10 protein-coding genes and 1 tRNA gene are annotated in these 12,829 nt (G+C 74.2%); 6 read left to right on the forward strand and 5 right to left on the reverse strand.

The annotated features are described in order from the left end of the window. Positions 1 to 194 precede the first annotated feature (194 nt). The 3 genes from gltX (at position 195) to M3677_RS01895 (ending at position 2,770) form a co-directional block, all read left to right on the forward strand. Positions 195 to 1,682, forward strand: coding sequence for a glutamate--tRNA ligase (gene gltX / locus M3677_RS01885; protein ID WP_066658382.1), 1,488 nt, complete (start codon positions 195 to 197; stop codon positions 1,680 to 1,682). Positions 1,683 to 1,692: 10 nt separating this feature from the next. Next, on the forward strand, positions 1,693 to 2,652 hold the full coding sequence (locus tag M3677_RS01890) for an NAD(P)/FAD-dependent oxidoreductase (protein ID WP_251159659.1): 960 nt from the start codon (positions 1,693 to 1,695) through the stop codon (positions 2,650 to 2,652). 46 nt (positions 2,653 to 2,698) lie between these two features. Next, positions 2,699 to 2,770: transfer RNA gene (locus M3677_RS01895), tRNA-Gln, on the forward strand. 247 nt (positions 2,771 to 3,017) lie between these two features. Here the strand turns inward: M3677_RS01895 and M3677_RS01900 are convergent. Continuing rightward, positions 3,018 to 3,896 carry a glycoside hydrolase family 16 protein gene (locus tag M3677_RS01900; protein WP_251159660.1) on the reverse strand — a complete coding sequence of 293 codons (879 nt, stop codon included), beginning with the start codon at positions 3,894 to 3,896 and terminating at the stop codon, positions 3,018 to 3,020. Further along, entirely contained in the window at positions 3,886 to 6,105 is a 2,220-nt protein-coding gene (locus tag M3677_RS01905) for a hypothetical protein (protein ID WP_251159661.1), read from the reverse strand. Before M3677_RS01905 ends, M3677_RS01900 begins: the two co-directional genes overlap by 11 nt. 229 nt (positions 6,106 to 6,334) lie before the next feature. Between M3677_RS01905 and M3677_RS01910 the strand changes: the two genes are divergently transcribed. The 3 genes from M3677_RS01910 to M3677_RS01920 all read left to right on the forward strand — a co-directional run bounded on the left by M3677_RS01910 (position 6,335) and on the right by M3677_RS01920 (position 9,946). Then, on the forward strand, positions 6,335 to 7,675 hold the full coding sequence (locus tag M3677_RS01910) for a glycosyltransferase family 2 protein (RefSeq protein ID WP_251159662.1): 1,341 nt from the start codon (positions 6,335 to 6,337) through the stop codon (positions 7,673 to 7,675). A gap of 487 nt (positions 7,676 to 8,162) precedes the next feature. Beyond that, positions 8,163 to 8,990 (forward strand): glycosyltransferase family 2 protein, encoded by an 828-nt coding sequence (locus tag M3677_RS01915; protein ID WP_066654892.1) that lies wholly within the window; start codon positions 8,163 to 8,165, stop codon positions 8,988 to 8,990. Continuing rightward, positions 8,987 to 9,946 (forward strand): glycosyltransferase family 2 protein, encoded by a 960-nt coding sequence (locus M3677_RS01920; protein WP_251159663.1) that lies wholly within the window; start codon positions 8,987 to 8,989, stop codon positions 9,944 to 9,946. Before M3677_RS01915 ends, M3677_RS01920 begins: the two co-directional genes overlap by 4 nt. 92 nt (positions 9,947 to 10,038) lie before the next feature. On the opposite strand, the gene M3677_RS01925 is transcribed toward M3677_RS01920, so the two are convergent. From M3677_RS01925 to M3677_RS01935, 3 genes are all read right to left on the reverse strand, one after another. Continuing rightward, positions 10,039 to 11,592 carry an oligosaccharide flippase family protein gene (locus M3677_RS01925; RefSeq protein ID WP_251159664.1) on the reverse strand — a complete coding sequence of 518 codons (1,554 nt, stop codon included), beginning with the start codon at positions 11,590 to 11,592 and terminating at the stop codon, positions 10,039 to 10,041. Further along, positions 11,589 to 12,494, reverse strand: a complete 906-nt coding sequence (locus M3677_RS01930) for a beta-1,6-N-acetylglucosaminyltransferase (protein WP_066654888.1) — start codon at positions 12,492 to 12,494, stop codon at positions 11,589 to 11,591. Before M3677_RS01930 ends, M3677_RS01925 begins: the two co-directional genes overlap by 4 nt. Before the next feature lie 102 nt (positions 12,495 to 12,596). After that, on the reverse strand, positions 12,597 to 12,800 hold the full coding sequence (locus M3677_RS01935) for a hypothetical protein (protein ID WP_066654886.1): 204 nt from the start codon (positions 12,798 to 12,800) through the stop codon (positions 12,597 to 12,599). Positions 12,801 to 12,829: the final 29 nt, after the last annotated feature.

A 12,829-nucleotide genomic window follows, 5' to 3' on the forward strand; every position in this document is an offset into this window, starting at 1 on the left:
GAAGCTAAGCCTCTCAGCGCCGATGGTACTGCAAGGGGGACCTTGTGGGAGAGTAGGACGCCGCCGGACTCAACTTCAGCAACACCAGGAAACCCCTGACCGTGATCGGTCAGGGGTTTCCTGCGTTTCCGGGCCGACCCGCACACCGCCACCGCAGGTCGGGCAGCGTGGCGCGCCGGTAGGATCGTGTGGTCATGACTGCACCGTTCACCACTGCCACCGGCTCCGACGTCCGAGTCCGTTTCTGCCCGAGCCCGACCGGGACCCCGCACGTGGGGCTCATCCGGACGGCCCTGTTCAACTGGGCCTACGCGCGCCACACCGGCGGCAAGCTCGTGTTCCGCATCGAGGACACCGACGCCGCTCGGGACAGCGAGGAGTCCTACGAGCAGATCCTCGACGCGCTCCGGTGGCTCCGGCTCGACTGGGACGAGGGCGTCGAGGTGGGCGGTCCGCACGGTCCGTACCGCCAGTCCGAACGCTCGGACGTGTACGAGGACGTCATCGCGAAGCTGCGTGCGTCCGGCCACGTCTACGAGTCGTACGTGACACCGGAGGAGATGGAGGCCCGGAACACGGCCGCCGGTCGCGACCCGAAGCAGGGGTACGACAACCACGAGCGCGACCTGACCGAGGCCGAGCGCCAGGCGTTCCGCGACGAGGGGCGGCAGCCGGCGCTGCGGCTGCGTGTGCCCGACCGCGACCTCAGCTTCGACGACCTGGTGCGCGGCGAGATCACCTTCAAGCAGGGCACCTTCCCGGACTTCGTGGTGGTCCGCCCCAACGGCAAGCCGCTGTACACGTTCACGAACCCGGTCGACGACGCCCTGATGGGGATCACCCACGTGCTGCGCGGCGAGGACCTGCTGTCGTCGACCCCGCGGCAGATCGCGCTGTACGAGGCGCTCGTCGAGGTCGGCATCACCGACGTCGTCCCGCGTTTCGGTCACCTGCCGTACGTCATGGGGGAGGGCAACAAGAAGCTCTCGAAGCGCGACCCCGAGTCGAACCTGTTCCACCACCGTTCCGCCGGCATGGTGCCGGAGGGGCTCCTCAACTACCTCGCGCTGCTCGGCTGGTCGATCGGCCCGGACCGCGACGTCTTCTCGTCGGACGAGATGGTCGCCGCGTTCGACGTCGTCGACGTGAACCCGAACCCCGCCCGCTTCGACCACAAGAAGGCCGAGGCGATCAACGGTGACCACATCCGTCTGCTCGACGCCGACGACTTCCGCGGACGCCTGCTGCCGTACCTGACGGACTTCGTGTCGGTGCCGCCGACCGCCGAGCAGGAGCGGGTGCTCGCGGCTGCGGCCCCGCTGGTCCAGGAGCGCATGCAGCTCCTCGGCGAGGCTCCGGCGATGCTCGGCTTCCTGTTCACGACCGACGACGAGCTCGTGGTCGAGGACGACGCCCGCGCCACGCTGAAGGACGACGCCGGGGACGTGCTCCACGCCGGGGTCACCGCGCTCGAGGGCGTCGAGGACTGGACGACCGGGTCGATCGAGGCAGCCCTGCGGTCGTCCCTCATCGACGGCATGGGCCTCAAGCCGCGCGTGGCGTTCGGACCGCTCCGCGTCGCCGTGTCCGGGCGCCGGATCAGCCCGCCGCTGTTCGAGTCCATGGAGATCCTCGGCAAGGAGTCCACACTCACCCGTCTCCGCCGACTCGCGGACCGCTGACACCGTCGTGGTGACGACTCCGGGTGCGCGGGACGGCGACGGCCTGTCCGTCGACGTCGCGGTCATCGGTGCCGGTCCGGCCGGGCTGAGCGCTGCGCTCAACCTGGTCCGCGCTCGGCGGACGGTGCTGCTCGTCGACGCGAACCGACCGCGCAACGCTGCCACACTCCGTTCGCACGGCTTCGTCACGCGCGACGGGATCTCGCCGCTCGAGCTCCGGAAGCTCGGCCGGGTCGAGGTCGAGTCCTACCCGGAGGCGACCGTCGTGCAGTCGGTCGTCGACCGTGTGGCCCGCGACGGTGACGGCTGGTCGGTGCACGGTTCCTCCCGCGGGGCCGAGCTGCGGGCCCGCGCGAGGGCCGTCGTGGTCGCGACGGGGCTCCGGGAGGAGTTCCCGGCACTGCCGTCCCTGCGAGCCCTCTACGGCACGTCGGTGCACAGCTGCGTCGAGTGCGACGGGTACGAGCACGCAGGGCAGCCCCTCGCGTTCCTGTGCGAGACGCCCGACGTGGTGGACCGCGCGTTGCTCGTCGGTTCGTGGACCGACGACCTGGTGGTGTACACGAACGGTGTCGCGGTGCTGGACGATGCCGGCCGTGCGCGACTGTCGGCGGCGGGCGTGACGGTCGACGAACGGCCCGTGGCCGACCTCGAGGGCGGTCGGGACGGCCTCACCGGTGTCCGCCTGGCGGACGGCGACGTGCGGCCGCACACCGGAGCGTTCGTGCGACCCATGTGGCACGCCGACCTCGACTGGCTCGACGCGCCGGCGGACCGGGACGCCGAAGGGCTCCTCCGCGTGGACCGCGTCGGTCGGACCCGGGTGCCCGGGCTGTACGCCGTCGGGGACGTCACCCCGCCGGGTCCCGAGCAGCTCGTCGTGGCAGCCGGTCACGGGGCGTCGACGGCAGCCGCGGTGCACCGGGACCTGGTGGGTGGTCTCGAGGACCTCCGGGATGCTGTACAGTAGTTGATCGTGCCCCGGACAACGGGGAACGGAAGGCCAGCAGGCCTTTTGGGGTATGGTGTAATTGGCAACACAGCGGTTTCTGGTACCGTCGTTCTTGGTTCGAGTCCAGGTACCCCAGCTGGAAGGAAAAGCCCCCGGGAGATCCCGGGGGCTTTTCCCGTTCCCGGGCGCCTCGTACGAGGAGACACGCCCGGATCGACACGGAACGCCCGAATCAGCACCGGGCGCGCGACCGGACGCGGAACGCCCGGAACGACACCGGACGCCGGCACCGAGGAGACGCCGGCACCGAGGAGCGCCGGTGTCCCGGAGGTGTCGACGGTCGGTCCATCGTGGTCGGCGTCCGGGCAGGAGCCCGCTCGGCGTCAGTCGGCCGCGCGGTACGCCACGACCCAGTCGACGAGCACGTGCCCGTCGGACCCCGCCGGCACGCGGGCGTCGCCGATCGCGGTCTCGGCCTGCAGGGTGACGCGCATCGGCACCCTCGGCACGGCGCCCGTCGTCGAGGCGACGAGTGCACCGTCCCACCAGAAGCGCACGATGTCGGCGGTCCACTCGACGGTGGCGACGTGCCAGTCCTCCTGGCCGCCCGGCACCGTCGGAGCGTCCTCCGGCAGGAACCGCATGGTGCGGTCCGCGGCGTCGAAGCTGCCCGGCACCGCCGACACCGGGCGGACGTCGCCGCCCAGGTCGCCCTCCGGCCAGTCGATCTCGCCCTCGTTCCAGTCGCCCGACAGCGGCCAGAGGAGCATCACGAACTTGTAGCCGGGGGCGTCACCGGCCCGGTAGCGGATCGAGACGCGCTGGTGCGTGTACGACCGGTAGCCCGCGGGCAGCACGGCCGCGACGAGTGGCTGACCGTCCTCGGTCCGCAGGTGGAAGTCGAGCGTCGAGTCGTGGACCGAGACGACCTCGTCCGGGTGGTAGATCCCCTTGCCCGAGGTGTCGCGGAACCCGCGGTACTCGGCCATCGCCGGGTAGACCGCGAGCAGGTCGCCGTGGGCGGCGTCGCGGTCGAAGTCCTCGGCGAGGTACGGGACCCAGCGGACCCCGCCCGACTCGACCGTCCCCGAGGGCATCTCCGCGGGCACGGCACGGTCGGCCCGGCGGATCGCCGTCGGCAGGACGACGGCCACGGTGCCGGTCAGCGCCGCGGCGCCGACGAGTCCCGCGACGACCGCACCGTGGCGCAGCACGTCGCGCCGTGTGGGGCCCGGTTCGGGCGTCGCGGGCTCACGCCGCACGGGCGACCTCGTAGACACGGACACCGTCGCGGTCGTAGCGCAGCGTCCCGCGATCCGCTGCCGAACGTTCGAGGGCGTCGACCTCCGCGCCCGTCGCGGTGCCGCGGGCGACCACGTCCGCGCGCTCGGCGTCGGAGAACACCAGCCACGCGTCCCCGCCGTGCGCCCGGTCCGCGAGCGACTCGTCGAGGTCGGCCGGCGTGATGCCGTCCGGGTACCACTGCGTGAGGTCGCCCAGCGACTGCACCTGGCCCCAGCGCTGCAGGTACGCGGGGTACCCGGCGCCGATGACGGCAGGGAAGCCGCCGACGGTCGTCAGGGTGTCGTCCGCCGTGAAGCGGCCGTCCAGCCACCGCGCCGCCAGGACCTCGCCGGCCGGCGTCCGGTTCGCCTGCTCGGCCTGGAACGTCGTCGCGACGAAGAGCAGCGTCGTGACGCCGACCAGTGCGCCGGTGAGCAGGAGACGGAGCCGACGCCCGTGCAGCGCGTGGACGGCGGCGATCGCCAGGAAGGGCGCCGAGAAGAGCACGACGCGGAACCTGCCCTCACCCCCGTAGCTCTGCCCGAGGACGAGCACGACCGGGCACGCGGCGAGCCAGAGCACGAGCAGCGCCCGGTGGCCGTGACCGGCACGCACCGTCCGCACGATGCCGACCAGGGCGACGACCGCGACCAGGGCGGTGAGGGCGAGCACCCCGCGGCTCTGCAGGGTGGTCGCGAGCGACGGGATCGCGATCGACGTCGAGGCGGCCGTGGCGTTGCTCACCGGGTCGAACCCGGTGGTCAGGCCGAACTTCTCCTGCACGTAGTCGAGGTTCGGCAGGAGGTACAGCAGCGGTGCGGCGACGACGGGCAGCGCGGTCCACCAGGGGCGGACGACCCCGATCGCGACGAGCGGGACGAACGCGGCGACGAGCACGTAGGGCGTGAGCTGGTGCGACGCCGTGATCACCGCCTGGAGGAGCACGACCAGGACCACCGCGGTGAGGGTCGCGGTGCGGGTGGCGGCGGTACCGGGGTCGACGGCCGCGGCGGTCCCACCGGTCGGCACGATCGGTGCCCGGCGGGCCCGGAGCAGCCGGGAGACGACACCGACGATCCCGCGCCCGAGCGCGTTCGGGGTGCTGCGCAGCGTGGTGAGCACGACGAGCACGACGGCGAGGAAGAGCGCGAAGGCGAACGCCTGCGGTGAGTAGTAGTCCTGACCGACCCAGTTCGCGGCGCTGAAGACCACGGCGGCCGTGACCGTCCAGCGGCCCCGGAGCCCGAGCGCCCGGGCGATGCCCAGGACGAGCGCACCGTCGAGCAGGGCGAACGCGACCTCCACGAAGCGGACCGGCGCGGCGGCGTCCGTGGTCCCCGTGACGGAGCCGAGGAAGGCGCTCACCGCGAAGAAGCCCGGCCAGCGGTTGTAGATGTCGATCGCCGGGTCGACCGAGCCGTGCTGCTGGATGTACGCGGTGACGGCGATGTGCTTGAAGACCCAGGGCGGTCGGGGCTCGGCAGCCGCGAGGTTCGCCGTGCCGTACACGACCACGACGAGCACGGCGGCGGTGGCGGTGCGGAGCGCGGCCGGGAACCGACGGTCGACCAGCGCGACGACGGTCACCGCGAGGACCGCACCGGCACCGACCCACCACACTGGGGGGACGGCGGTGAGCAGGCCCCACTCGCCGAGCGCCCCTCTGGTGGTCTGCGCCGTGCCGACGACCCAGAGCGCGACCCCCGTGACGAGCACGCCGCCGCCGACCGCGAGCCGGACGAGCGTACCGTCGCGGCGTGCTGCCCAGGCGGAGCGGACGGCGTGCTGCACCGACGCCCGGTCGGACGACCGGGCCGTGACGACCCCGTGCGCCAGCGCCGCCCAGCCGCTGACGACGAGGACGAGGCCCGCCGCCGGGACGGGGGCCCAGCGCTGGGTCCAGACCATGGCGAGGGCGACGACGGTGTCGACCGCGGCGCCGGCGACGAGGACGAGCGCCGCCCGGCTCACCGGCTCGGTCAGGCGGAGGGGCCGGACGACGGCCGTCCCGGGCACGACGAGGAGCGCCGTCAGGACCACGGCGGTCTGCACCGGACCGGTCGTCCCGGTGAGCAGCACCGCCGTCGCCGCGAACGCCAGCACCGCGGCAGCGACCGCCGGCAGCGGGGACCGGTGCACCCGGTGCGCCCGGCGGAGTTCCACCCGCGTGGGCGCCGTCGCGGTCACGGGGTGACCACCGCGGAGGTGAGGGGCATCGGGCGTTCCTTCGGGTCGGGTGCCGGCTGTCGAGGCAAGTCGACCATCGTCGACCGCCACCGACGAGGGTGCCGACGGTGTTGTGCGGGTGCCCTGCGGCATTGCGGCATCACGCACGGTCGCGTCCGCTCCTGCGGGGGAACCGCAGGCTCCCCGCGGCCGCGTTGACGCCACCGCCGGGGCCGACGACGGTGGTCCCATGACCTCCACGCCGCCGCGACCGTCGTCGTCCCGCCTCGTGCTCGAGCGCACGATGGCGAGCCCCGAGCCGCCCACCTGGCCGGGTGCGGTCTGGGTCGGCGCCGTCGACGCGTACGAGGTCCCCGACGGCGACGTCGCGATCCCGCTGGCGGACGCCGCCGGCCACCGGACGGCGCGGCTCCTCGTCCGTGCGGGCACGTCGCCCCGGGGCTTCGTCGACCTGCCCGTCACCGACGGGGCGGTCGACGCCTCCGAGCTCCGCGCGGCCGTCGACGCGCTGCCCCCGGCCGAGCACCCGCCCGTGCCGGTGCGGCTCCCGAGCACGACCGTCGTGCTCTGCACCCGCGACCGCGCCGACCAGCTCGCCGACGCCCTGCGGTCGGTCCTCGCGCTCGACCATCCCGACCTGGAGGTCGTCGTGGTCGACAACGCGCCGTCCGACGACGCCACCCGTCGACTCGTCACCGCGCCCGGCACCGACCCGCGCATCCGGTACGTGCTCGAGCCGACGCCCGGGCTGTCCAGCGCCCGGAACGCCGGTGTCCGTGCCGCCCGTGGCGAGGTCGTCGCGTTCACCGACGACGACGTGGTGGTCGACCGCGGGTGGCTCCGTGCCCTCGCGTCCGGCTTCGCCCGCGGGGAGGACGTCGTGTGCGTCAGCGGGCTCGTGGCGAGCGGCGAGCTCCGCACGCCGGCCCAGCGCTGGTTCGACGAACGGGTGACCTGGTCGCGGAACCTCACCCCGCGGGTGTTCCGGCTCACCGCCCCGCCGGCGGACCGGCCGCTCTTCCCGTTCTCGGTGGGCGACTACGGCACCGGGGCGAACTTCGCGATGCGCCGTGACGCGGTGCTCGCGCTCGGCGGCTTCGACGAGGCGCTCGGCGTCGGCACCGCCACGGGCGGCGGCGAGGACATCGACGTCTTCGCCCGCGTGGTGCTCTCCGGCGCGGCCCTCGCGGTCGAGCCCTCCGCCCTGGTCTGGCACCGGCACCGCGCCGACGTCGCCGCACTCCGCACCCAGGCGGTCGGGTACGGCACCGGGCTCGGGGCGTGGCTGACGAAGACCGCCCTCCGGCCACGGACGCTCGGGATGGCGCTGGTCCGCGCGCCCGGCGCGGTCCGGCACCTGCTCGCCGGGCCGGCGGTCCCCGCGGCGGACGTCGCCGGTGGGCCGGCGCGCTCCGACACCGTCCCCGCAGCGGGTGACAGCGCCTTCGACCGCGAGGTCGCCGCGGTGCGCGGCGTCGAGCTCCGCGCCGTGCTGCGGGGTGTCGGTCGCTACGCGCGGTCCCGTCGCAGGGTGCGCGCCCGCTCGGCTGCCGCCCGCCGGACCTCCTGATCCGGCACGCGGTCCGACCGCGTGCCGACCGGGAGGCGCGCCGTGCGCCCGCACCGCGGGCTGCGGCCCGGCCCGGTACCGGACAGCAGCGACCGTCGCGCGGCCGCACCCCGCGCCGCGACGCGACGACGTGCGGGACGTCGGACGAACGGTCCACCCGTCCCGCCCCTCCCGGTCGCCACGTGGCGCGTCGGGCGGTGCGTCGGAGCGTCAGCACGTGCCTCCCGGCCGCCGTGCCCGCACGATCCGCGCCCGCTTGCGGGATTCCGTACGCGCGGTCGCGGCTGCCGCAACGCACCCCGCGCCGCGTTGACCGGTGACCACGGCGCGGACGAAGGTGGGACCGCCGCGGGAACGGCGTACCCCCGTCCCCGCGGCGAGAGCACCCCACCCGCCCCACGGACCATCCCCACACGTCCCACCGGCGCCCACCCAGCGCCGGACCGACGGGACACGACCCACGCAGCCTGAACCCGACAGGAGCACCATGAGCACCACCGTCCGACCCCGAGACCCCCGTGTCTCGGTCGTCATCCCCGCACGCAACGAGGCGCGCAACCTCGAGATCATCCTGCCGATGCTGCCGCCCGTGCACGAGGTGATCCTCGTCGACGGGAACTCGGTCGACGACACCGTCGCGACCGCGCGGCGCCTGATGCCGTCGATCACGGTCGTGCAGCAGACCCGGAAGGGCAAGGGCAACGCACTGGCCTGCGGCTTCGAGGCGGTCACCGGCGACGTCGTCGTCATGTTCGACGCGGACTGCTCCGCGGACGCCGCCGAGATCCCGCGCTTCGTCGACGCCCTCGTCGCCGGTGCCGACGTCGCCAAGGGGTCCCGGTACGCGCCCGGCGGCGGCAGCGACGACATCACGGTGATCCGGGGCCTCGGCAACAAGGGGCTCAACATCATCTCGAACCTGCTGCTCGGTGCGCGGTACACGGACCTCTGCTACGGCTACAACGCGTTCTGGGCGGACACGCTGCCGACGGTCGGTCTGCTGTCCTCGACGCTCCCGCAGCCCGCCGACGGATCGATGCGGTGGGGTGACGGCTTCGAGATCGAGACGATCCTGACCTGCCGGTGGTCCGCCGCCGGCTTCGCGATCACCGAGGTCCCGAGCCACGAGAAGCTCCGCGTGCACGGCACGAGCAACCTCAACGCCGTGAGCGACGGCATCCGCGTCCTCACCTCGATCATGCACGAGCGTCGTCGCGCCGGCGAGGTCGCCGCCCGCGCCCGTCTCGCGCCGACGCCGGTGCGCGCCCGCGCCGTTGCGGAGCCGGTGGCCGTCCTCGACGAGGAAGCCGCGTGAGCCTGCCCACGGTCGCGGTCGTCATCTGCGCCTACACCCAGCAGCGCTGGGGCGACCTGCAGGCAGCCGTGGAGTCGGCGAAGCGGCAGCCCGAGGCCACCGAGGTCGTCGTCGTGATCGACCACGAGCCCGAGCTGCTGCTCCGCGCCGCGGCCAGGTGGCCCGAGCTGCGGGTCGTCCCGAACGCCGAGGAGCGCGGCCTGTCCGGCGCCCGGAACACGGGCGTGGCACTCGCCGCGTCCGACGTCGTGGCCTTCCTCGACGACGACGCCGCGGCGGACCCGGACTGGCTGATGCACCTCGTCGAGTCCCTCGAGCTGCCCGACGTCGTCGGGGTCGGCGGCCGCGCGACCCCGTCGTGGCCGGACACCACCGGCGCCGGACCGTTCCCGGACGAGCTGCTCTGGATCGTCGGCTGCAGCTACACCGGGCTGCCGACCGAGGCCGGCGACGTCCGGAACGTGATCGGGTCGAGCATGGCGTTCCGGCGGGACGTCCTGCTCGCCGCGGGCGGGTTCCGGTCCGGCATCGGTCGGGTCGGCAACCAGCCGCTGGGCTGCGAGGAAACCGAGCTCTGCATCCGGATCGCCCAGATGCGCCCGACGGCCCGGATCCGCTACGAGCCGCGGTCGAACGTCTCGCACCGCGTGTCGGCCGACCGGGTGTCGATGCGGTACGTCCGTCGTCGCAGTTACTACGAGGGGATCTCGAAGGCCGTCCTGAGCCGACGGGTCGGTGCGCGGGACTCGCTCTCGAGCGAGGGCACCTACCTGACCCGGGTGCTGCCGGGGGCGCTCCTGCGCGAGCTCGGGACGGTCGGCCGTGGTGGTGGTGTCCGTGCGCTCGCGATCGTGACGAGCGTCGTCGCCACGGTGACCGGGTACGCGGTCGGGCGGACGTTCGGCGCCGTCGTGGTGCGGGCGACGGCGCCGGCTCCGGAGCCCGTCGCGGTCTGACCCTGGCAGATGCAAGGCCCCCGGTACCCCGAGTGGGTACCGGGGGCCTCGCGCGTGCTGCCCGGGCGGGCGTCGGTGCGCGCGGGTGCCGGTCAGCGCGAGCCGCCGCGGGCCGCCCGGAGCCGCTGCAGGAACCAGGGCAGGCAGGCGACGACGCCGACGATGCGCACGACGTCCCAGACGGTGTCCTGCGGGGCGAGCAGGGAGGCCGCAGCCAGGAGCACGGCCGGCACCACGACGAGGGGGACCCGGCGGGCGGGTCCACGCCACAGCCTCCGGTCCCGCAGCGCGGCCTGCTGCAGCACGGCGAGCAGCGCGTACGACAGCACCGTGGACAGCGCGGCGCCGGCGATGCCGAGCGGTGGGACGAGCAGCAGGTTCGCGCCGACGTTCACGGCGGCGGCGGTGGCGGCGATCACCCCGACGGCGACACCGCGGCGCTCCACGACGAGCAGTCGTCCGGTGGCGCCGCTCGCGACGACCGGGAAGGCCGTCAGGGCGACGACGAACACCACGACCGACAGCTCCTCGACCCGGTACGAGGGCGGTGCCAGCACCGGGAGCGCGACCGGCGACACGAGGGTCACGGCGAGGAGCACCGGCGCGAGGAGCAGGTACAGCTCGTCACGCGCGTGCATCGCGAGGCGCCGTCGTGCGGCGGCGTCGCGGAGCGCGGCGAAGTGCGGCGCCCACGCGCTGTTCGTGAAGGTCAGGAGCAGGACGACCGCCGAACCGACGACGTAGGCGATCTGGTAGCGGGCCACCTCGTCGGGTCCGAGGAGGCGCTGCACGACGATGCGGTCCCCGGCGTTCAGGACGAAGTAGGACAGGTTGCCCAGCGCGATCGGCACGCCGAGCCGGAAGGCGCGTGCCGTCGTCGCGTGGTCGACCAGCCCCCGCAGGCGCGGGCGGACGGCGACGACGCCGATCACCATCGCCACGCCCTGCGCGACCACGCCGCCCCAGGCGTAGGTGGTCGCGTCGGCGTGCACGAGTACGAGGAGGCCGAGGCCGATGACCGAGCCGCCCACCGACGACAGCAGGCTGGTGACCGCGAAGACGCGGATCCGGTCCTGCGCCACGAGGAGCGCCAGCGACGTCTGCACGACCGCCGCGGGCAGCGTCCAGAGCACCGCGACCAGGAGGAGCGGGTGCTGGCCGACGAAGCCGGCCGCGTCACCCCACGCCGGCAGCGACCCCAGCGCCGCGAGCGTGACGAGGGTCGCGAGGACCGCACCGACCGGGACGAGCCCGCGGGCCCGACGGTCGTCGCCGTCCTCGGCGCGTTGCAGCACCGCCGCCTGGTCGAGTCCGGCCACGGCGAGGACGCCGAGCGCCTGGAAGAGCGCGATGGCGGACGCGAGCACGCCGAACTCGGACGGCGGCAGCAGGTGCGCGAGGACGGGGGAGACGAGCGAGCTGACGACCAGCTGCATGGACCAGACGACCACGTAGAGCATGCCCCGGCCGAAGAGCGCCGAGGCACCCGTGCGGACGGCGGTGCTGCCGGTGTCGGTGCTGCCGGTGTCCGTGCCGGCGGTGCTGCCGGGGCTGCTCGTGGTGTCGCGGGTACGGGCGACGTGCCGCCCGGCGCGCCGCACCGTCGTCGTCCGCGTCGCACTCCCGGTGTCGGACGGGACGCTCACGGCGCGGTGGCCCCGGCGGGACGGTGCGCCCGCAGGCCGACCGCCGCGTCGACGAGGTCGAGCAGGTCGGCGCTGCGGCTCGTGGAGAACTTCCGCGCGAACAGGTACGGCGGCTGGTCGTCCGGACCGGTCCAGTGCTCCAGCAGGCGTCCGGCGTCCGGCGTCCCGAGCCACGGCGGGCTCTTCATCCGGGTACCGTCCCACCCGATGTACCAGAGCGGGTGCTCGAGGTGCTCGTCGGCGAACCCCGGGACGAGTGCGGGGGAGTTCAGGATCGAGGCCACGAGCGACTCGTCGGCGATCCACACGCGGCGCCAGAAGCGCACGAGGTCCGGGCGGGCGTCCACGACGTCGACCACGGCCTGCGCGTGCTCACGACTGATCAGCTTCACCTGGGACCCACCGGTCAGGACGACCCCACGCGGCAGCCGACGCGGCACCGGCAGCCGCAGCATGTGCTTGCGCCACGCCCAGTGGCGGTAGCGGAACCGCGACCAGCCCCCGCCGCGCCAGTCCGGGTGCGGGAGCGGGTGGGTGACGAGGAACGAACGACCGGGGTGGCGCCCGAGCACCGCGCGCACCTCGTCGGCGGTGGCGAGCGGGTAGTCGCTGCCCGTCAGGACGGCGATGTGGCTCGCATCCGTCCCGGCGAGCGCGGCGCGGTACCCGGCGAGCTCCGCTGCTGCGTTCTCCCACCGCGCCCATCCGGTGCGCCGGCGGTCGAGCAGGTGGACGCGCGGCGGGAGCCCGTCGGTCATCGCGTCGTGCGCGGCGTCCGGAGTGCGGACGTCGCAGTGCAGGAAGACGGGGAAGGGGTCCAGCGCCTCGAGGAGTCGGCGGACCTGGGTCGGGTCCTCGTGTGCGAGGACGACGCAGGCGAGCTCCGCGGTGGGGGTGGGCATGCGAGCGACGCTAACTCCGGCCCCGGAGCCCGACAAGGAACCGCCGGGGCGGCTGCGGGGATGCAGCGGTTTCCCGCACGCGGTACCGCTCGAGCGCGGCGGTCAGCCCCGGCGACGGAAGCGCGGGCAGTCGCAGAGCGCGCAGTCCGAGCCGCGTCGGTAGTGCTCGTGCGCCTCCCGCTGGTGGCCGCACGCGCACGTGGCGGCGTCCGTCGCGCTCGGCGCGACGAGGTGCAGCACCGGCGCTGGACCCGTGGCGTCGTCCGCCGGGACGTCACGGCGCTCGGTGTCGGTACCCAGCAGCATGCGCCCTCCTCGCGCCCGACGCAGTCGTC

Origin of the sequence: Curtobacterium sp. P97 (genome assembly GCF_023712445.1) — a bacterium.
GTDB lineage: Bacteria > Actinomycetota > Actinomycetes > Actinomycetales > Microbacteriaceae > Curtobacterium.

What these genes read in the sequence shown, in the direction of transcription:
- M3677_RS01930 (WP_066654888.1), bottom strand. Translation starts at nt 12,494, where the DNA reads ATGCCCACCCCCACCGCGGAGCTCGCCTGCGTCGTCCTCGCACACGAG.
- M3677_RS01915 (WP_066654892.1), top strand. Translation starts at nt 8,163, where the DNA reads ATGAGCACCACCGTCCGACCCCGAGACCCCCGTGTCTCGGTCGTCATC.
- M3677_RS01935 (WP_066654886.1), bottom strand. Translation starts at nt 12,800, where the DNA reads ATGCTGCTGGGTACCGACACCGAGCGCCGTGACGTCCCGGCGGACGAC.
- gltX (WP_066658382.1), top strand. Translation starts at nt 195, where the DNA reads ATGACTGCACCGTTCACCACTGCCACCGGCTCCGACGTCCGAGTCCGT.
- M3677_RS01910 (WP_251159662.1), top strand. Translation starts at nt 6,335, where the DNA reads ATGACCTCCACGCCGCCGCGACCGTCGTCGTCCCGCCTCGTGCTCGAG.